Consider the following 20245-nt stretch of genomic DNA (forward strand, 5'->3'; position numbering starts at 1 on the left):
GCATACGCCGGGCATCCCCCCTCTTCCTGTCGCCGTCTCCGGCTACATCTGGCGGTACGGCCAGTACACGTCCATGCAGCCCGTCTTGGCGCCGTTGACCGCCTCGGTGCCCTCCAGCGGGTCGCTGTCGTCGGCGGCGGCCTTCGGGAACGTGGACCCCGTCCGCCAGTCCGAGCCGACCGTGAGCGTCAGCTGGTCCCCGTCCGGGTCCTCCTTGACGGCGCTGGTCGGGATCGACAGCGCCTTGGCGACCGAGAGCGCGTCCGACCTGCCCTGCGTGCCGGAGCTCTTCGGGTAGGTCACCTCGGTCGTCAGCGCCGATCCGGGATCGGTCGAGGTGGTCGCGTCGGTGAAGCCCTTGGCCTGCAGCAGGTCGCGGACGCCTGCGGCACGGTTGCTGGTGGGCGCCTGGCCGTCGGCCGCCGTCCCGTTGACGACGGTCACCTCGAGCGATGCGGAAGCGGCGGCGGTGGGGCCGCTCTCCGTCTTCTTCTTGGCCTTGGCCCGGTCCTTCGCGTCCAGCGACTGGTCGTCGCGGAGCAGCGCCCAGAGCTTGTCGGCGGTCCCCGGCTTCGCCAGGACGTGGTTCTCGTCCTGCGGGTCGGGGATCCGCGGCATGGTCAGCATGTTCATCTTGTCCATCGGCACGCCCTTGAGCTGCATGCCGAGGTCGAACAGCTTCTTGACCGAACTGATCTCCTCGGAGACCCGGAGCGACTTGGTCGCGGTCTCGGCGAGACCCATCAGCCGTCCCGTGTCCGTGAAGGCGTTCTGGTTCTTCAGCTCACGGATGACCGAGTTCATGTACATGTGCTGGGCCTTGGACCGGCCGAAGTCGCTCTCGAAGGCGTGCCGGGTGCGCAGCCACTGCAGCGCCCGCTTGCCCTTGATCTTGTGCTTGCCGGCCGTCATCCTCAGGCCGGAGCCGCCGGGCACGTTGGGCTTGGGCACGTCGTTGACGTTCTGCTTCACACACACCTCGGCGCCGCCCACCGCGTCCGCCATGTCCACCACACCGGCGAAGTCGACCATCAACCAGTGGTCGATGTAGATCCCGGTGAGCTTCTCCCAGGTGTCCAGGGTGCAGCCGGCGCCGCCGCGGCCGAGCGTCTCGTTGATGAGCGCGTTGGTGGCGGGGTACTTCTTGCCGTTCTCCGGGTCCTCACAGGCCGGGATGTCCACCCGGGTGTCGCGCGGGATGGAGACGACCGAGGCGTTCTTCCGGTCGGCCGAGACATGGAGCAGCATCTGCACATCGGCGAGCGGGGTGCCGCCGACGCTCGACTTCGATCCACCGAGCTTGAGGTTCTCCGCGGAGTTCCTGCTGTCGGAACCGATCAGCAGGATGTTCAGCGGGGTCTGGCCCGCGGCGTTCGGCGCGGTCTTCTTCGCCGCGCTGTTGCCCGCGCTGCGGTGCCCCTTGCGGAGGTTGCTGTTGAGGTGCTCGTACCAGAGATAACCGGCCGCGCCGGTGCCGAGTATCAGCACCGCGAGCGAGAGGGCTATCCAGCGCAGCACGCGCCGCTTCTTCCGCTTCCCGGCCCGGTGGGGGCGGCCGCGGCGCCCGCCGCCGTGGGACGCGCCGCGGCCGCCGTCTCCGGCGTCTCCGGCCCCGCCCCCGTCAGGCGTCGGGGCTTCGCCCTTGCCGTCCTCGTAGAGACCGTCGTCCCAGCCGAGCTGACCGGCGTGCCGGACCCGTGGTCGCGTCCCCTCTCCTGGCGTGCTGCTCCGTCCCACCGGGCCCCCCTGCTGCTCAGACTCGCGGTATCGCGCAGTGACCCGGTGTCACTTGGCGCACTCTGCCTTGTCGGCACTGGCCTTCGGAATGTCGATCTTGGCCGGGCCGGTGATGGGAACACCCGCACCCTTGAAGTCCGAGCCCAGCGTCAGGACCATGGCCTCCAGTCCCACGGCGTCCTTGGTCCCCTGCTTCATGGCGGATCCGGGCAGCCCCATCATCTCGGCGAGGGCGCGCGCCTGGTCCGCCTGGTTCGGGGCGTAGGTCAGCGTGGTCTTGGCCGCCTTCGCCGGAGCGTTGGCCTTGTTCGTGGACTTCAGGACGCCCTCGGTGTTCTGCAGCCACGTGACCGTCTGCTGCGCCGCACCGGCGGTCTCGCCACCGTTGTACACATCGACGCGGACGTCGGCGGCAGCCGCTTTGGTTCCCTTGAGCAGCGCGTCCTGCTTGCTCTTGGCCGCCTTCTTCTGCGCGGCCACCTCGGTCAGTGAGGTGTCGTCCCGCATCATCGCGAAGAGCGAGTCGGCCTTGGACTGGTTCAGGACGACGGTGGCGTGGACCTTCTCGGCCGGGTTGTCTACCACCGGAACGGTGACGAACGTGATGTTCTTCGTGTCGATCTTCTTGAGTTCCTTGGCGAGCGACGTCAGCTTCGGCACCGAGCCGATGGCCTTGTCCACCGTCAGGGCGCTCGTCGCCGCGTCCGCCAGCTTGAACAGCTTGGTCGGGCTGGTCAGAGTGTCGTCCGACTTCATCTGCCGGATCATCGAGCCGATGAACTGCTGCTGGACCTTGATGCGGTCCAGGTCGCTCTGATTGCCGAAGCTGTGCCGGGTCCGCACGAAAGCCAGCGCGTCCTCGCCCTGGATCTTGCTCTCACCCGCCGGCAGGTCGAGGTGCGAGTCGGGGTCCTTGACCGCCCTGGCGAGGCAGACCTTGACGCCGCCGACCGCCGTGGACAGCTCCTTGACCGCGTTGAAGTCGACCATCATGAAGTGGTCGACCTGAAGGCCCGTGATCTGCTTGACGGTGTTCATCGTGCAGCTGGGGTCGCGGCCTTCCTGACCGAGGCTGGTGTTGAACCGTATGTTCTCGGTGCCCGGGATGGTCTTGTCCGAGCCGTCCGACTGCCTGGACTTGCAGTCCGGGATGTCGGTGATCAGGTCGCGCGGGATGCTCAACGCGGTGGCGTTGGTGCGGTCCTTGGAGACGTGGAACAGGATGTTGGTGTCGGCGTGGCCGGTACTGCCCTTGTCCCCGTAGCCCTCGTTGCCCTTACCGGTGCGCTTGTCCGTACCGATGATCAATATGTTGAGGGGCGCGTTGGCCGTGGCGACGTCCTTGTTGCCGGCGTCGCCGATGTCCACGGTGTTGAGGTTGCCGTTGAAGCGCTGGTACAGCATGTAGCCGCCCGCCGAGAGGCCGACGAGCAGGAACGCCATCACACCGCCCGTCCAGAGCAGCGCCTTCTTCCGGCGCGGCTTGGGGGCCTTGCGCTTGCGGCGTCCGCCGTTGTTCTCACCCGCGCCGGAGCCCGAGCCGGACCCCGGACCCCTTCCGGAACCGTCCTGGCCGCGCGTCGAACGGCGACCGCCCTGCCGGGGCACCTCACGACGAGGTCCGGCACCACCGGCGGTGCCGTCCTCGGGGCCGGTGCCTCTGCGCCTCGAGGCACGCGGGGCGGAAGTGCTCCTACCGCCGCCCGAATCCCCTCCGGATTGATTCAGTCGCAGTTCGTAGTCGCCGGTGTCCGGGTTGAGGACCCATTGGTCTGCGGGGTCGATATCGTCCGCCCGCCCACGGCTTTGCGCATCCACGGTTGCTTGAGTCCTCCGTCGGTGCCACGCGAGGCGCCTCCCCCGATCAGGCGCTCAGTCTTTCGCTCCGGAAGTGCGCGGCCCGAGAGGGCCGGCAGCACCGGATCGCGTCACACTATCCGTCCGGTTCGGCGACTAGCGACGGGCGTGACACATTCCACGGCCCTTACAACCGGGCATTCTTCCCATTGCACGCCGAACGTTGATGTCTGCTTGGCAATTGCTTTACTGCTTGCACAGGTCGGCCGCGGCGTTGTTACCCGAATAGGTGGGTGTGGGGCTGGGCCCCGGAGCCCCGTCGTCGCCGGGTTTCCCGTCCTCGGACCCCTTGCCGGACCTGCTGTCGCTGTCTTCATCCTGTGAATGTTCAGAGCCCTCCTCGTGGCCGGTGTTCTTGCCGTCGTCACCGTTGAGCTCATCCGCCGGTACGACGGCGAGCGGTTTGTCGTCGCGCAATTGCTTGAAAAGCCTGTCCGCGTCGGGCTGCACGAGTTCGTCGCGGTTCGCGTTGGCCCGGTACGGCTGCCGGGGGACGGTCAGGAACTGCACCTTGTCCGTCGGTACGTTGCGCATGCCGCGCACCAGTTCGTAGAGGTCCTTGAGGCTGTCCAGCCCCGGATCCGTGGTCAGCGCCTTCGTCGCCGCGTCCAGCACGGGGTAGAGCCTGGTCGGGTTGAGCAGTACGCCGTTGCTCTGCGCCTTGTTGACCAGTGCGCCCAGGAACTGCTGCTGGCGGTCCATCCGTTCGGTGTCGCTGCCGTTGCCGATCGACTTGCGGACCCGTACGTACCCCAGCGCCTGCTCGCCGTCGAGCTTCTGGCGGCCCGCCGGGAGCTTGAGGTGGGCCGCACTGTCGTTGATCGGCTCCTTGAGGCAGATCTCGACCCCGTCGACCGCGTCGACCATGTCCTTGAAGCCGTTGAAGTCGATGACCATGTAGTGGTCGATGCGGACGCCTGTCATCTTCTCGACGGTACGGATGGTGCAGGCGGTTCCACCGAATTCGAAGGCCCAGTTGAACTGGGAGAACTGCGGCTTGCTGGCGGTCTTGTCCGGCTTGTGGCAGGCCGGGATGTTCGCCATCAGGTCGCGCGGGATGGACATCGCGGTGGCGCTTTTCCGGTTCGCGGCCAGGTGCAGCAGGATCGTGGTGTCCGAGCGCTGGCTGCCGCCGTCGTCCCGGCCGTACTTGCGGTTGTCCCCGGCCCGGCTGTCGGAGCCGATGAGCAGGATGTTCTCCGCGTCGTGGACGACCGACGCGGGCCGCTCCTTCTCGTACGCCTTGAGCTCGGCGGCCGCGGAGGTGTCCGTCTTGATGTTGCCGTCGAGCTTCTTGTACAGCCACCAGCCGGTACCGGCGGCGACGAGGACGACGAACGAGGCCCCCAGCGCGGTCCAACGCACCCAGTGCCGCTTGCGCTTGACGGTGATGGCGAGGGACGGGTCCTCGCCGCCCTTGGACGGACCGGACTGGCCGGACGAGCCGGAAGACGGGCCGCTGCCCGACCCGCTCCGGGTCTCACCGCCCGGAGCGGCCTCCTGCGCGCCCGCCGAGGTGCCCTCGGGCGTGTCCGCCTGGGCGACCCCTGGAGTGTCCTGGGGGGCGCCCTCCGGTGCGTCCTTCGGCTTGTCCGCCGAGGTGGGCTTCGGTGCGTCCTCGGACGTGTCTGCTGAGGCGGACTGAGGTGTGTCCGCCGGTGCGGCTTCCGGAGCGTCCTTCGGTGCGTCCTCCGGGGCGGGCTTCTCGCCGCGTTGCTCTCCGGGCGACCCGTCCGGCGTCTGGTCCTCGCCCGCGGCCGAGTCGTCGGGGTCGGCCGGAGTGCCGGCGCTTTCGGTCACGTCTGCGTCCATCCTTCACGTTCGGCGGCGCGCTGGGCCGCCGGTTGCAGAAGTAGACGGCTGAACCTCACGCTTGGTTGTGCCTCAGGTGGTCTGTACCGCAGATCATGTACCGGAGTTGACGTTCAGCCCGGAGGGCTCGGCCCACGATGGGCCGGACGAGTGGCCCTCGGGCCGCTTGTCGTACCGCAGACCGGAAGGCGGGCCCGGCCCGCCCGCCGTCACGCGGTCCCGGTGACCCGCTCGCTCTCGACCCGCTGCGCCAGCCCGTCCGCGCCCAGCTGTCCGATGTGCCGGCACAGGACCACGGAGCCCCCGGTCGCCAGCGGAGCGAACAGCCCGGCGCTCAGGCCGTCCCAGGTGTCGTACGTACGGCCCGAGAGCAGTCGCGATCCGGCGCCCAGGCCCAGCGCGGCACCGTCCTCGCGGGCCCGCGCGACCAGCTGCGCCGAGCTGAGCGCTACATCGCCCACGGTCAGCGCCGGGGCTTCCGGGTCCACCGGCGCGAACGGCGCGAACCGGTCTCCCTGGCCCGGCACCTCCACGGCGTAGTCCGCGAAGCCCTCGGGCGGCTGCGGGAACCTGCCGCCCATCGGACGCAACGCCAGGGCGATCCGCTCACCGCGGCAGGCCCGCGCGGCCTCCAGCGTGTCCGGTCCGGTGACGACGAGATCGGCGGCGGCCGGGTCACCCTGCACATCGGCGACGACGCCGACCGAGGAGCAGGCGAGCAGCCAGACGGCGGACTGCCAGTGCGCGGGCAGCAGCAGCGCGAGCCGGTCGCCGGGCTCCGCGGCGAGGTCGCCCTGCAGCAGGTTGGCGGTCTTGGCCACCCAATTGGCGAAGGTGGCCACCGACAGTTCGACGCGTTCTCCGGTGGCGTCGTCGTAGAAGGTGACCATGGGTCGGGCCGGGTCCGCGGCAAGCGCGGAACGCAGCAGGTCGGCAGGGGTGCGGTCGCTGGCGTTCATCCGCGCAAGGGTACGTGGCGGCGGCGGGCCGGCCGGGCGTGACGGGTGCCTGGTACACCGGTTCGGCAGACGGGCCGTCAATTACCGGAAGAAACACCGGTCGCCGGAGTTGTCCGATTGTGCCCAGGATCATCTGTATGCGTGCCTTCATTGCATCCTCCATTGGTGTCACCTGCGCGGCGGCCCTCACGCTGCCGCTCGCCGCGCCCGCGGGCGCCGCCCCCGACACCCCCGCCCACTCGACCACCGCGGGCTCCGTGCCCGCCGAGGCGTCCGAACCCGCCGCTCTGCCCGGTTCGACCCAGTCGCTGGCCATGTCCCCCCTGTCCACGGCCTCCGCGCGGGCCCCCGGGCAGCCCGGTCTGGCAGCCGCCGGGCAGGGGCTGGCCGAGCGAGACGTCCGCGCGTTCTCCATGGTCGGCGTCGTATGGGACGACGTGAACGCCGAACTCCACGGCACCGCCCAGGTCCGCACCCGCGCCGCAGGTACGGGCCGCTGGTCCGGCTGGCAGGACCTGGAGACCCACAACGCGGAGCACTCCGCCGACACCGGCACCCCCGAACGCGACTCGGGCGCCGCCCGCGGCTCCACCGCCCCGCTCTGGGTCGGCGACTCCGACGGCGTCGAGGTCCGGGTGAACCCCGAGGCCCCCGACACCCGGGACGCCTCCGCCACCCCCGTACCGCTGCCCGCCGGACTGCACCTCGAACTCGTCGACCCCGGCAAGGACCCGCAGGAAGTCCGCGGCGAGGACCGGGCCACCACCGGCGCCGCCGGTGCCGACCGGGCCGTGGAGCAGGGCGCCGCCGCGCTCCCCGCCCTGAGCCGGGCCGCGACCGACGAGGCCGCCGGATACGCGCCGGGCGCCGCGCCGTACATCGGACCCCGCCCGCGCATCATCACCCGCAAGGGCTGGGGTGCGGACGAGAAGCTCCGCGAGAAGGCCTTCGCGTACACCTCGACCGTCAAGGCGGCCTTCATCCACCACAGCGCGACCGGCAACAACTACTCGTGCTCCCAGGCGCCCTCGGTGCTGCGCGGCATCTACCGCTACCACGTCAAGAGCAGCGGCTGGCGGGACATCGGCTACAACTTCGCCGTCGACAAGTGCGGAAACATCTACGAGGGCCGGGCCGGTGGCGTGACGAAGGCCGTCATGGGCGCCCACACCCTCGGCTTCAACACCAACACCATGGGCATCGCGGTGCTCGGAACCTTCACCAATTCCAACCCGCCCGCCGCGGCGGTCACCGCCGTCGCGAAGCTCACCGCCTGGAAGCTCGGCCTCTTCAAGGCCAACCCGAAGGGCAAGGTGACCCTGGTCTCCGGCGGGAGCAACAAGTACAAGAAGGGCAAGAAGGTCAGTCTCAACGTCATTTCCGGCCACCGGGACGGTTTCGCAACCGAATGCCCCGGAGCACGTCTCTACAAGAAGCTCGGCACGGCACGGACCAGCTCGGCCAAGCTCCAGGGCCGCTGACACGGAAGGAGCCGAAAGGCGCCGCCGGCGCCCGGGGCCTGCTGAGGGCCGCTGACCGAGAACACCCTTTCCGGTCTGCATACACTGGCCAGCCGAAACCAGGCCCGGCCCCAGCAGGAAGCAGAGACAGTGCTGTGACAGAGGCAAAAGAAGCGATTCTCCTGGTCGGCGGCAAGGGAACCCGGCTGCGCCCGCTCACGGTGCACACTCCGAAACCCATGGTTCCGGCGGCCGGCGTCCCCTTCCTCACGCACCAGCTGGCGCGTGCCCGGGCCGCCGGGGTCGAGCACATCGTCCTCGCGACGTCGTATCTGGCGGAGGTCTTCGAACCGTACTTCGGCGACGGTTCGGAGCTCGGCCTCCACATCGAGTACGTCACCGAACGCGAACCGCTCGGCACCGGCGGCGCCATCCGCAATGTCGCCGAACGGCTCACCTCGGCCCCGGACGAACCGGTCCTCATCTTCAACGGGGACATCCTCACCGGCCTCGACATCCGGGCCCTGGTCACCTCGCACGCCGACTCCGGGGCGGACGTGTCGCTCCACCTCACCCGGGTCGACGACCCGCGTGCCTTCGGTCTCGTACCGACGGACGACACCGGCCGGGTCACCGCGTTCCTGGAGAAGCCGCAGACCCCCGAGGAGATCGTCACCGACCAGATCAACGCGGGGGCGTACATCTTCCGCCGGTCGGTCATCGACACCATCCCGGCCGGCCGCCCGGTCTCCGTCGAACGCGAGACCTTCCCCGGACTGCTCGCCTCCGGCGCCCATCTCCAGGGCATGGTCGACTCCACGTACTGGCTGGATCTGGGTACCCCGCAGGCCTTCATACGCGGCTCCGCCGACCTGGTCCTGGGCCGCGCGCCCTCACCGGCCGTCCCCGGCCGATGCGGCGACCGGCTCGTGCTGCCGACCGCCTCCGTCGCCCCCGACGCCAAACTCTCCGGCGGTACGGTCGTCGGCGCCGACGCCGTCGTCGGCGCAGGCGCCAGGATCGAGGGGTCCACCGTGCTGGCGGGCGCCATCGTCGAACCGGGCGCCGTGATCACGGACTCCCTGGTCGGAGCGGGTGCCAGGATCGGCAGCCGTACGGTGCTGGCCGGTGCGGTCATCGGCGACGGCGCCAAGGTCGGCGCCGACAACGAACTGCGCGACGGTGTCCGGATCTGGTGCGGGGCACATCTGCCTGCCGCGTCGGTGCGTTTCTCCTCGGACGAATGACCGGGGCGATCCGCTCACCGCGGGACGCACCGACTGGCCGGAATCAGCCGTACCCTCGACAGGCACCCCCGACTACCGAGGACCCTCACCCGTGGCAGGACGATTCGCTCCCCGCAGCGCCTCGCGTGCGGCCGTCCCGCGCCAGGTGACGACGCCGGCACCGGCGGCGCTGACCCGTGACTGGACCCCGCCGGGCCCGTTCGACCTGCGGCTCGTCCTCGGCCCGCTGCGCCGGGGCCCCGCCGACCCCACCTTCCGGATGTCAGCGGACGGCTCCGTCCGCCGGGCCAGCCGCACCCCCGCCGGCCCCGGCACACTCCATGTCGTCCCCCGCGAAGGCCGGATCGAGGCGGCGGCCTGGGGGCCCGGCGCGTCCTGGCTGCTCGACCAGCTGCCGACCCTGCTGGGCGCGCAGGACGAACCGGAGGCCTTCACCCCGCGCCACCGGCTGCTCGCGGTGACCCACCACCGCAGGCCGGGCCTGCGGCTGCTGCGCACCGGCCTGGTGATGGAGTCCCTGATCCCGTCGGTCCTGGAGCAGAAGGTCACCACGGACGAGGCGTACCGCGCCTGGCGGCTCCTGGTCCGCAAGTACGGCGAGCCGGCGCCCGGCCCCCAGGAGTACGGCCTCTACGTCCTTCCGGACGCCCGCACCTGGTCCCTCATCCCGTCCTGGGAGTGGCACCGCGCGGGCGTCGACAGCAAGCGCTCGGCGACGATCCTGCGCGCGGTCCGGGTGGCCCGTCGCATGGAGGAGGCGGCCACCATGGCCCTGCCCGACGCCATGGCCCGGCTCCAGGCGATCCCGGGCATCGGCCCCTGGACGGCCGCCGAGACCCTGCAACGCTCCAACGGCGCCCCGGACGCGGTGACGGTCGGCGACCTCCACCTGCCCGGCATCGTCGGGCACGCCCTGGCGGGCGACCGGAACGCCGACGACGAGACGATGCTGACGCTGCTGTCCCCCTACGAGGGCCAACGCCACCGGGCCACCCGGCTGATCATGCTCTCCGGCAACACACCGCCCCGCCACGCACCGAGAATGACGCCGCGCAACATCGCCCAGCTCTGAGGCCCGGCAAATTCAAGGCCGCCCGGCGGTTGAGGACCGGGGTCCGGGGCAGAGCCCAGGACCGGGGCCCGGGGCAGAGCGCCGAAACCACCCCGCGCCAAACCACCCCGCGCCCGCACCCCCTCACCGCACCGTGACGAACCCCTCCGCATCACGGCCCGCCCGAGCCGGCGGCGTACCCGCCGCCCGCCCCACGGCAACCGCCCCCAGCGGATCCCACGACGCCGGCAGCTCCAGCACATCCCGCACCACATCACGGCAGAACATCGTCGAGGACACCCACGCCGACCCCAGCCGCTCACCCGCCAGCGCGACCAGGAAGTTCTGGATCCCGGCGCCCGCGGCGACCACGAACATCTCGCGCTCCGCCGCGTCCCGCCGCTCGTCCCCGTACGTGTGGGAGCCGTCCATCACCATGCACGGCACCACCAGATACGGCGCACGACGCAGCACATCGCCCCGCCTCACCCGCTTGGCGACCGACTCCTCGCTCTTCCCGTCCCGCCGCAGATCCGCCACCCACGCGTCCCGCATCGCGTCCAGCAGCCGGGTCCTGGACTCGGACGACTCCAGCAGGACGAACCGCCACGGCGTCGTGTGGTGCGGCGCGGGCGCCGTCACCGCCGCGGCCACGGCCCGCCGCACCGCCCCCGGGTCCACCGGCTCGTCGGTGAACTCGCGGACCGTTCGCCGCTGGGTCACCGCCTCCCGCACCGCCTCGGACGTCCCGAGCCGGAACATGTCGTCGGCCGCGACCCGCACCATCGCCCGCGCACCCTCGGCGTCAGCCGGGTCCACGACGTGGCCGAGCCCGCGCACCACCGCCACCGGCAGCCCGTCCGCCTTGCCCTTGACCAGGTCACCGGCCGAGGCCAGCTCGTCGGCGGTCGCGACCACGGTGGCGCTCAGCGGATTGCCGTGCGCGTCGCTCCCGCCCCGCAGATCGTCCAGCACCCGCACTCCGGCCGCCCCGATCGCGACATCGGTCAGTCCGTTGCGCCACGGACGCCCGAAGGTGTCCGTGACGACGACGCCGACCTCGACGCCGAGCGCGTCCCGCAGCCCCTCCCGGACGGCCCGTGCCGAGGCGTCCGGGTCCTCCGGCAGCAGCAGGACCGTTCCGGCGGGGGTGTTGGACGCGTCGACCCCGGCGGCGGCCATGACCAGGCCCTGCCGGTTCTCCACGATCCGCAGCGCGCCGCGCCTGGCCACCACCCGTACCGTCTCCGCGTCGATCGCCGCCTCCCGGTCGGTGGCCTCGACGATCCGGCCCTCCGCCTTGGAGACGATCTTCGAGGTGACGAGCAGTACGTCACCGTCGGCGAGACCGGGCTCGGCGGCGGCGATCAGCTTCGCGAGATCGTCCCCGGCCCGCACCTCGGGCATGCCGGGCAGCGCCCAGACCCGGTACGAGGGCGCGGCGTCCGGGGCAGCGCTCATGCCCGTACCTCTTCCGCGAGAACGAGCGCCTGCCGCGCCATCTCGGCGGTGGCGGCGACGTCGGTCATCATCAGCGGTACGGAGCGGCAGCGGATGCCCGCGGACTCCACCTCGTCCACCGCGCCCGCGTCGACCGTGTCGACGAGCCAGCCGTCGAGCAGCCCCGAGCCGTAGTGCTGGGCGACCGCCGCGGCCGTCGACTCGACGCCCACCGCGGCGAGCACCTTGTCCGCCATTCCGCGCACCGGTGCGTCACCGACGATGGGGGAGAGGCCGACGACCGGCACCCCGGCCTCGGCGATGGCTTCCCGGATCCCGGGCACGGCGAGGATCGTGCCGACGGACACCACGGGGTTCGAGGGCGGGAAGAGGATGACGTCGGCCCCGGAGATCGCCTCCAGGACTCCCGGTGCCGGCTTGGACTGCTCTGCCCCGACGGGCACGATCGCCTGGGCCGGGACGGAGGCGCGCAGCTTCACCCAGTACTCCTGGAAGTGGATCGCCCTGCTCTCGCCGTCGACATCGACCGCCACATGCGTCTCGACCCGGTCGTCGGACATCGGCAGCAGCCGGACCCCCGGCTTCCAGCGCGCACAGAGCGCCTCCGTGACAGCGCTCAGCGGATAACCCGCGCCGAGCATCTGCGTGCGGACGATATGGGTCGCGAAGTCACGGTCGCCGAGCCCGAACCACTCGGGTCCGACGCCGTACGCCGCGAGTTCCTCCTTGACGTGGAAGCTCTCGTCGGTACGCCCCCAGCCCTGGTCCTCGTTGATGCCACCGCCGAGGGTGTACATCACGGTGTCGAGGTCGGGGCAGACCTTGAGCCCGAACAGATGGATGTCGTCACCGGTGTTGCCGATCACCGTGATGTCCGCTTCGGGCGCGGCCTCCTTGAGGCCACGAAGAAAACGAGCACCACCGATACCGCCGGCCAGAACCACAATGCGCATGGGAAACAGTCTGTCAGGCGGAGCCCGGTGTGCGGAGGCGGGCCGTCGGACGGGGGCGGGCCGTCAGACGCCGGCGGCGGCCGCGGCGGCGGCGGTCTGGGTGGAGTGCATCGGCATGTCGGTCAGGCCCGGGTAGTAGATGTGCAGGCTGACGGCCGGTTCGAGGGAGTCGTTGATCACCTCGTGGACGTAGCCGGGGGCGAAGACGCGCTGGGCGCCGGAGCCCAGCGTCCGCTTCCCGCGCTCCGTACGCTCCGTCAGTTCGCCTTCCAGCACGGTCAGGACGCCGGAGGACAGGCCGTGGTCGTGCAGCCCGCTGCCCTGGCCCGGGATCCAGCTGAGCAGCCAGACGTCGTATCCGGGCCTGCTGAGCAGCCGGTGGTACCAGCGGGTGGTGGGGTCGTACTGGACGAGCGGAGCCCATCGGGAGCGGTCGTCGGCGAGGGAGCGGGCCAGCCCGACGAACTCCGCCACCGTGGCGGGGTGCTCGGGGGCGGGGCGCAGAAGGTGCTGGACCTCAAGGAGGTCGCCGGCGATCTGGAGGTCGCTGTCGCTGTTCATGGGTGCGGTGGTTCCTCGGCAGGAGTGCAGGTGCGATGCGGTGCAGTGCGATGCAGGGGTGTCGCGAGGACCGGAAGGACTCGGGTGGCACGGGCCGCTGGGGCCGGCGCGGGAAGGTCCGGAGGTCCGGGAAGAGCTGTGTCGGGCTGGAGCGCGAGGGCTTCAACAGCTGAGACAGCTGGAACAGCAACAGCGAGCCTGAACAGCGCTACGGAACCCACGGGTGTGGGTGACGCGCATCGCTGAGGTCACTGGCATGACATCAAGGAGAACCGGAGAGCCACCCGACTGTCAACCCAATGACCGATTTGGCTCTAATGTTTCACCATATCCGGTTGCTCCGAACGGAGAAAGGTTTGTGCAGCGCCCGCGGCGGCAAGGTGGCGCAGCAGACGCACCCGTAAACATGGCCGGCCGAGCAGGGCCCACCCGTGACCCGACTGTGATCTTGATCGCTTCGGTGATCGAATCGCAACGTGTCCGCCCGTCAGGGAGTTCCTCCCTATGACGAGTGGGTGCGTGACCGAGCCCATGGCATATGTCAGGTTTTTGGTGATTTGAACACTTTCTGCATACGCTTGGTTCCGCAGAGTGAATACCGGGCCCAATAGCAGATCTGAGCTTGACTGGCACGAAGCTACACACTTGTAATTTCACTCGTGTCGTTCGGCCGATTCGGTAACGGCCGCATCACGGGACGCAAGAGACAGACGAGGGGCGCACATGACCGAGCTGTTCCAGCAACTGCTGGTCGAGGACGCGGACGAGGAACTCGGCTGGCAGGAGCGCGCACTGTGCGCCCAGACCGACCCCGAGTCCTTTTTCCCGGAGAAGGGCGGATCCACCCGCGAGGCGAAGAAGGTCTGCCTCGCCTGCGAGGTCCGGTCCGAATGCCTTGAGTACGCCCTTTCCAAGGACGAGCGGTTCGGTATCTGGGGCGGTCTTTCGGAGCGCGAGCGACGGCGTCTGAAGAAGGCCGCGATCTGAGTCCACGGGCCCGACCGGACCCGACGGGACCGGTCCCGGTCGCCCCATGGCCCGCCGCCTGCGTTCTGCCCGCAGGCGGCGGGCCATTGCCGTGCCCGGCCGTGCTGCTGTCTGCCCGGCCGAGTGGCTGTCTGCCCGGCCGCGTGCGGGGCACAGGGAGGCCACCGGCTCAACCGCCTCCGCAGGCGCCCCCGCAGGCACGCTCCCGGGCGCGGCTCCCCGGGCGCGGCTCGGCGGGCAGGCTTCTCCGGGCGCGGTTCCCCGGGCATGCCTCTCCGGGCATGCCCCCCGGCACGGTTCCGTAGCCCTCCGCCGCTGTGCCGCCGCCCTCGTTCAAGCGCTCCGCGCCACCCCGGTTATCCGTACCGTTAGTGTGGGGCCCCGTCCGAGACGCGCCAACGACCCGACAGGGCGCGCGTGTACACCGATGCAGCCCCCGGGGGGTACGTCCCCCCGGACCCGGCCGGAGGGCCCGTACCTCGATGTCCGTGCACAGCCATTCGACGGCGCCGTACGCGGCCGCCGCCGCCCCAGAGTTCCCCCGGCATGTCGTCACCGCCGTGCTCGTCTCCCACGACGGCGCACGCTGGCTGCCCGACGCACTCGCCGGGCTGCTCGGGCAGGAACGCCCCGTGCAGAACGTCGTCGCCGCCGACACCGGCAGCGCCGACGACTCCGCGCGGCTGGTCACCGAGGCGCTCGGCGCCGACCGCGTCCTGCACCTCGCGCGGCGTACGAGCTTCGGCACCGCCGTCGAAGAGGCGAGCCGCACCGCCGGTGTCCTCACGCCGGACGACCTGCCGTACCTGAAGCGCCCCAGCGGCTGGGACCCGGTCACCCGGTCCTGGCACGACGACAACTACGACCTCCCCGAACTGCCGCACGGCGAACCGGTGCAGTGGCTCTGGCTGCTCCACGACGACTGCGCGCCCGAGCCCGACGCGCTCGCCGAGATGCTGCGCGTCGTCGACAACGACGCGCACGCGGTGATCGTCGGCCCCAAGCTCCGCGGCTGGTACGACCGCAGGCAGCTCCTCGAGGTCGGCGTCTCCATCGCCAACAGCGGACGCCGCTGGACCGGCCTCGACCGGCGCGAGCAGGACCAGGGCCAGCACGACCAGGTCCGTACGGTCCTGTCCGTCTCCACCGCCGGCATGCTGATCCGCCGTGACGTGTGGGAGGAGCTCGGCGGGTTCGACCGCAGGCTCCCCCTGATGCGTGACGACGTCGATCTGTGCTGGCGAGCCCACATGGCCGGGCACCGGGTGCTCGTCGCCCCGGACGCCGTCCTGCGGCACGCGGAGGCCTCCGCCCGCGAACGCCGCCCCATCGACTGCGCCGGGCGTTCCGTTTCAAGCCCGCACCGCGTCGACAAGGCCGGCGCCGTCTACACGATGCTCGTCAACGCCCGCGGCAAGCTGCTGCTCTGGGCGCTGCTGCGGCTGGTGCTCGGCACCCTGCTGCGTACCCTCGCCTACCTCGTCGGCAAGGTGCCGGGACAGGCACTGGACGAGGTCGCCGGACTCCTCGGCACGCTGCTGCGGCCCGGCCGGATCCTCGCGGCCCGCCGCCAACGCGGCAAGGGCGTCATCGACCCGGCCGAACTGCGCGGGCTCTTCCCCGCGCCGGGCGCCACCGTCCGCGCGACCGTCGAACAGGTCGCCGGGAACTTCGGCGGCTCGTCGGAGGCCGAGTCCGGCGGTTCGCGGCACGGCGCGGTCGAGTCCGGACCGGGCGGTGACGACGCCGACTTCCTGGAGATCGACCAGTTCGCCCGGCTGAAGAAGGTCGGCCGCAAACCGGGACCGGTGCTCTTCGCCGTCCTGCTCCTGGTCTCCCTCATCGCCTGCCGCAGCCTCCTCGGCGGCGGAGCGCTGGCGGGCGGCTCACTGCTGCCCGCACCCGGCGACGTGTCCGACCTGTGGGGCCGGTTCGCGGACGGCTGGCACACCGTCGGCACCGGCGGCACCCAGACCGCGCCCCCCTACCTCGCCGTCATCTCGGCCCTGTCCGCGCTGTTCCTCGGCTCCACGGGCTTCGCGCTCACGCTGCTGCTGGTCTGCTCGGTCCCGCTCGCCGGACTCACCGCGTACTTCGTCTCCCGCCCGCTGCTCCCCTCGCGGCTGCTGCGGGCCTGGGCGAGCGTCGCGTACGCCTTCCTGCCCGCCGCGACCGGCGCCCTGGCGACCGGCCGCCTCGGCACCGCCGTCCTGCTCGTCCTGCTGCCGCTGATCGCCCGCGTGGCCGTCTCCGCGCACGGCATGCGCACCAGCGGCGACACCCGCGGCAGCTGGCGCGCCACCTGGGCGTACACGCTGCTCCTCACCTTCGCGATGGCGTTCACGCCCATCGTGTGGCCGTTCGCAGTGGTTCTCGGTATCGGTGTGCTCGCACTGCGCCGCAACGACATCACGGCGTACGGGCTCCGCTTCCTCGCCGCGATCGGCACCCCGCTGCTCGTCCTGGCACCCTGGTCGCTCTCGCTCCTGACCAGCCCCTCGTCCTTCCTGAAGGAAGCGGGCCTGGAGACCGGTTCGGGATCGGCGTCCGCGCTCGACCTGCTCGGGATCAGCCCCGGCGGCCCCAAGGCCGCGGGCGGAGTCCTGCTGCTCGGCATCGTGCTCGCGGCGCTGGCCGCGCTGCTGCGCGGGGAACGGCAGTTCGCGGTACGGACCGCCTGGGCCGTCGCGCTGGTCGGCCTGGCCTTCGCCGGGCTCGCCAACGGATCGGGCTGGGCGGGACCGGCCACCCTGGTCTACGGCGCCGCGCTCATCGCCGCCGCGCTGATCGGTGCGGACGGCGCCCGGGTACGCGTCGCCGAGCTCAGCTTCGGCTGGCGCCAGCCCGTCGCCGTCCTGATCGCCCTCGCCGCCGGAGTGGCCCCGGTGCTGGCCGCCGTGGGCTGGATGATCGGCGGCGCAGCCGGCCCGCTCGAACGCCGCGACCCGGTGCAGGTGCCCGCGTTCGTCGCCGAGGAGTCCGGCACCCGCGACCAGCCGCGCACGCTGGTGCTCGGCGGCACCTCGCCCACCTCCGTCGCCTACACCCTGGTCCGCGGCTCCGGCGCGCGGCTGGGCGATGCCGAACTGGCCGCGGCCGGCGGCGGCAACAGCCATCTGGACAAGGTCGTCGCCAACCTGGTCGCGGGCTCAGGCGCCGACCAGGGCAGCCAGCTCAGCGGTTTCGCGATCCGTTACGTGCTGGTGCGGGACGGTGCGCCGAAGCAGATGAGCCGGGTGCTCGACGCGACCCCCGGCCTCAGCCGGCTCAGCCAGCTGGACGGCAGCGCGCTCTGGCGGGTCGACCGCCAGGTCTCGCGGATCATGATCGTCCCGTCAGCCGCCGGTGGTGAGCCGCTGCCGGTCGGCTCCAGCCCGGTCGAGGCGCACACCGACATCCCCAAGGGCGACGCCGGCCGGGTACTGCGGATCGCCGACGCGGCCGACTCCGGCTGGCAGGCCACGCTCGACGGACGGCCGTTGACCCGCAAGACGGTGGACGGCTGGGCCCAGGGCTTCGAGCTCCCCACCGAGGGCGGCTCCCTGGACCTCACGTACGAGACCTCCTTCACGCACTCCGTGTGGATCTGGGCGCAGGTCGCGTTCGCCGTGGTCCTGGTGGTCCTGGCCCTTCCGGGCCGCCGCCGGGAGATCGACGACGACCTGCCCGACGAGAGCGCACCGGTCCCCGCCGAGGCGGTCGCCGGCGAGGGACGCCGGGCGCGCAGGCTCCGCGCGGCCGCCCAGGCCGAGGGCGAGGGCGAGGACGGTTACGAGGCCGGCGGCGAGTACGGCGAGGCGGGGGAGCGTACGGAGTTCGCCCCGCCCGCCCGGCCGGCCACGGATCCGGAACCGGAACCGGAGCCGCACACCACCGACGGCCAGGACGTCTTCGTCCCGCAGCAGGCGGACGGCGATACGGGTCAGTACGCGGCGGTGCCGCAGCAGGCGGACGGCGATACGGGCCAGTACGCGGCGGTGCCTCAGCAGGCCGATGGCGATACGGGTCAGTACGCGGCGGTGCCGCAGCAGCAGTACGGGGAATGGGACGGGCAGCAGTACCAGGGCGCCGACTACCAGCAGTATCCGGAGGGCCAGTACCAGGACGGTCAGTACGCCGCGGGGCAACAGCAGAACGCCCCCGGCGCGTACGACCAGTACGGCTATCCGCAGCAGCAGGGCGGCGACTACACGGCGTACGGCCAGGGCCAGTACAACGCCCCGTACGACCCCGCCAACACCCAGTACGACGCGAACGCCCCGTACGGAACCGGCGAGCAGTACGGCACGGCCGAACCGTACGGAAACGCCCAGTACGCCCCCAACACCCAGTACGACCCCAACGCCCAGTACAACTCCAACACCCAGTACGACCCGAACGCTCAGTACGGCCCGGGCCAGTACGGCGATCAGCAGCCGTACGACCCGCAGAATCCCAACCCGGACCCGAACCCGAACCTGAATCCCAACCCGAACCCGGACCAGAATTCGAACCCGGACCGGAACTACAGCCAGAACCCCGACGAGAACCCCGCCCCGGGCCAGAACCCGTGGCCGACCGGTAACGCATCGCGAGGCGAGTCCGAGTGAAGTCCACCAGCCTGTCCCTCATCGCGGGGGCCGTCGCCCTCGCAGCCGTCACCGGATTCGCCGCGCTCACCGTGCCCGGGGACGCGGGTGCGACGGAGGAGAAGGCGGCCGCCAGGCTGCCCGTGGAGCGGTCCAGCCTGCTCTGCCCGGCTCCCGGACTCTCGGACCTCGCGGAGACGGCGTACACGTCCTTCACCCCGGTCGCGAAGAGCGGCGGCGATGCGGGCACGGCCGAGCTGAAGTCGACGGCTGCCAAGAAGGACGACGAGGAGAGCAAGGACAAGGACGAGAAGGGCAAGGGCAAGGGCAAGGAGAGCAAGGGCAAGAAGGCGGACCCGGACAAGCCGGTCGTCGCGCTCAAGGAGCCGGGCAAACCGGTCACCGCCGCGGTGTCCGGCTCCGACGCCCCCGCCCTCGTCGGCACGGCCACCGACAGGCTGGCCCCCGGCTGGACCGCCCAGCAGACGACCACCGTCGAGGCGGGCGACGCACGCGGCCTGCTCGGGGTCAGCTGCACGGCACCCGACACCGACTTCTGGTTCCCGGCGGCGAGCACCGCGAAGTCCCGCGAGGACTACGTCAACCTCACCAACCCGGATGACACGGCCGCCGTCGCCGACATCGAGCTGTACGGTCCGGACGGCACGCTCAAGTCCGATGTGGGCGAGGGGATCACGGTCCCCGCGGGCAGCGGCGTCCGGGTCCTGATCTCGACGCTGACCAGCAAGGTGGCCGACGACGTGACCGTCCACGTCACGACACGTACGGGACGCGTCGGCGCGGTCGTCAGGACCGCGGACAGCGAGACCGGCAGCGACTGGCTCGCCGCCTCCGCCGCCCCGGCCGGCACCCTGGTGCTGCCGGGCATCCCGGCGGACGCCACCTCGGTCCGGCTGGTGGCCTTCGCGCCCGGCGAGGACGACGCGGACCTGAACGTGAAGCTCCTCGGCAAGACAGGTCCCTTCTCCCCGGCGGGCCACGAGGACCTCCACGTGAAGTCGGGGATGACGGCCGGGGTGGACCTGAAGAACGTCACCCGGGGCGAGGCGGGCTCCCTGCTGCTGTCCCCGTCCGAGAAGAGCAGGGCCACCCCGATCGTGGCCGCGCTGCGGGTGGTCCGGGGCAAGGGCGCCAAGCAGGAGGTCGGCTACATCCCGGCGACCGGCCCGGTGGGCGCACAGTCGACCGCGGCCGACAACCGGTCGAAGGGTTCGACCCTCTCGCTCACCGCACCGGGCGCCGCCGGCACGGTGAAGGTCACGGCGTCCGCGGGCAGCAAGGGGGGTACTCCGGTCAGCAAGACGTACAAGGTCGCCGCGGGCACGACGGTCGCGGTCACCCCACCGGTCCCGTCGGGGCTCAAGGGCACGTACGCGCTGACGGTCGAGACGCAGTCGGGCGGCCCGGTCCACGCCGCCCGCACGCTGGCGCTTCCGCAGGACGGCATCCAGATGTTCACGGTGCAGACGCTGCCGGACGACGGAGGAACGGTCGAGGTGCCCGCGGCAGAAGAGGACCTGTCGGTCCTGGACGACTGACCCGGGCCGGGCCGGACAAGAGACCCGGCCCGG

At 71.3% G+C, this 20245-nt stretch carries 13 protein-coding genes; 6 read left to right on the forward strand and 7 right to left on the reverse strand.

What is annotated here, in order from left to right; genetic code table 11:
• Positions 1–42: 42 nt before the first annotated feature.
• The 4 genes from ACFVJX_RS33080 to ACFVJX_RS33095 all read right to left on the reverse strand — a co-directional run bounded on the left by ACFVJX_RS33080 (position 43) and on the right by ACFVJX_RS33095 (position 6365).
• Positions 43–1737 carry an LCP family protein gene (locus ACFVJX_RS33080; protein ID WP_384135550.1) on the reverse strand — a complete coding sequence of 565 codons (1695 nt, stop codon included), beginning with the start codon at positions 1735–1737 and terminating at the stop codon, positions 43–45.
• A 48-nt stretch (positions 1738–1785) separates the two neighbouring features.
• Entirely contained in the window at positions 1786–3555 is a 1770-nt protein-coding gene (locus tag ACFVJX_RS33085) for an LCP family protein (RefSeq protein ID WP_384135549.1), read from the reverse strand.
• Between the two features lie 225 nt (positions 3556–3780).
• Positions 3781–5394: an LCP family protein gene (locus ACFVJX_RS33090; RefSeq protein WP_384135548.1), complete on the reverse strand. Its 1614-nt coding sequence runs from the start codon at positions 5392–5394 to the stop codon at positions 3781–3783.
• Between the two features lie 221 nt (positions 5395–5615).
• Positions 5616–6365, reverse strand: a complete 750-nt coding sequence (locus ACFVJX_RS33095) for a TIGR03089 family protein (protein WP_384135546.1) — start codon at positions 6363–6365, stop codon at positions 5616–5618.
• Positions 6366–6502: 137 nt separating this feature from the next.
• Here ACFVJX_RS33095 and ACFVJX_RS33100 point away from each other — a divergent pair, with 137 nt between their 5' ends.
• The 3 genes from ACFVJX_RS33100 to ACFVJX_RS33110 all read left to right on the forward strand — a co-directional run bounded on the left by ACFVJX_RS33100 (position 6503) and on the right by ACFVJX_RS33110 (position 10144).
• Complete coding sequence (locus ACFVJX_RS33100) at positions 6503–7846, forward strand: N-acetylmuramoyl-L-alanine amidase (protein WP_384135544.1); 1344 nt, start codon at positions 6503–6505, stop codon at positions 7844–7846.
• Between the two features lie 134 nt (positions 7847–7980).
• Positions 7981–9072, forward strand: a complete 1092-nt coding sequence (locus ACFVJX_RS33105; RefSeq protein WP_384135542.1) for a sugar phosphate nucleotidyltransferase — start codon at positions 7981–7983, stop codon at positions 9070–9072.
• A gap of 91 nt (positions 9073–9163) precedes the next feature.
• Positions 9164–10144, forward strand: coding sequence for a DNA-3-methyladenine glycosylase family protein (locus tag ACFVJX_RS33110; RefSeq protein ID WP_384135540.1), 981 nt, complete (start codon positions 9164–9166; stop codon positions 10142–10144).
• A gap of 123 nt (positions 10145–10267) precedes the next feature.
• Here ACFVJX_RS33110 and ACFVJX_RS33115 read toward each other — a convergent pair whose 3' ends face one another.
• From ACFVJX_RS33115 to ACFVJX_RS33125, 3 genes are all read right to left on the reverse strand, one after another.
• Positions 10268–11584, reverse strand: coding sequence for a coenzyme F420-0:L-glutamate ligase (locus tag ACFVJX_RS33115; RefSeq protein ID WP_384135538.1), 1317 nt, complete (start codon positions 11582–11584; stop codon positions 10268–10270).
• On the reverse strand, positions 11581–12537 hold the full coding sequence (gene cofD, locus ACFVJX_RS33120; RefSeq protein ID WP_384135536.1) for a 2-phospho-L-lactate transferase: 957 nt from the start codon (positions 12535–12537) through the stop codon (positions 11581–11583). Before cofD ends, ACFVJX_RS33115 begins: the two co-directional genes overlap by 4 nt.
• A gap of 63 nt (positions 12538–12600) precedes the next feature.
• A complete protein-coding gene (locus ACFVJX_RS33125; protein ID WP_384135534.1) occupies positions 12601–13098 on the reverse strand; it encodes a cysteine dioxygenase in 498 nt (165 codons plus the stop codon).
• Positions 13099–13821: 723 nt separating this feature from the next.
• On the opposite strand from ACFVJX_RS33125, the gene ACFVJX_RS33130 reads away from it, so the two are divergent.
• The 3 genes from ACFVJX_RS33130 to ACFVJX_RS33140 all read left to right on the forward strand — a co-directional run bounded on the left by ACFVJX_RS33130 (position 13822) and on the right by ACFVJX_RS33140 (position 20212).
• Complete coding sequence (locus ACFVJX_RS33130) at positions 13822–14085, forward strand: WhiB family transcriptional regulator (protein ID WP_024494319.1); 264 nt, start codon at positions 13822–13824, stop codon at positions 14083–14085.
• Between the two features lie 482 nt (positions 14086–14567).
• Positions 14568–18674: a glycosyltransferase gene (locus ACFVJX_RS33135; RefSeq protein WP_384135532.1), complete on the forward strand. Its 4107-nt coding sequence runs from the start codon at positions 14568–14570 to the stop codon at positions 18672–18674.
• Entirely contained in the window at positions 18671–20212 is a 1542-nt protein-coding gene (locus ACFVJX_RS33140; protein ID WP_384135531.1) for a DUF5719 family protein, read from the forward strand. The genes ACFVJX_RS33135 and ACFVJX_RS33140 overlap by 4 nt, the downstream gene beginning before the upstream one ends.
• Positions 20213–20245: the final 33 nt, after the last annotated feature.

Source organism: Streptomyces sp. NPDC127177, assembly GCF_042672475.1.
GTDB lineage: Bacteria > Actinomycetota > Actinomycetes > Streptomycetales > Streptomycetaceae > Streptomyces.

Bases quoted from the DNA above. Each gene is read 5' to 3' on its own strand.
- ACFVJX_RS33100 (WP_384135544.1), top strand. From the start codon at position 6,503: ATGCGTGCCTTCATTGCATCCTCCATTGGTGTCACCTGCGCGGCGGCC.
- cofD (WP_384135536.1), bottom strand. From the start codon at position 12,537: ATGCGCATTGTGGTTCTGGCCGGCGGTATCGGTGGTGCTCGTTTTCTT.
- ACFVJX_RS33135 (WP_384135532.1), top strand. From the start codon at position 14,568: ATGTCCGTGCACAGCCATTCGACGGCGCCGTACGCGGCCGCCGCCGCC.
- ACFVJX_RS33095 (WP_384135546.1), bottom strand. From the start codon at position 6,365: ATGAACGCCAGCGACCGCACCCCTGCCGACCTGCTGCGTTCCGCGCTT.
- ACFVJX_RS33125 (WP_384135534.1), bottom strand. From the start codon at position 13,098: ATGAACAGCGACAGCGACCTCCAGATCGCCGGCGACCTCCTTGAGGTC.
- ACFVJX_RS33130 (WP_024494319.1), top strand. From the start codon at position 13,822: ATGACCGAGCTGTTCCAGCAACTGCTGGTCGAGGACGCGGACGAGGAA.
- ACFVJX_RS33115 (WP_384135538.1), bottom strand. From the start codon at position 11,584: ATGAGCGCTGCCCCGGACGCCGCGCCCTCGTACCGGGTCTGGGCGCTG.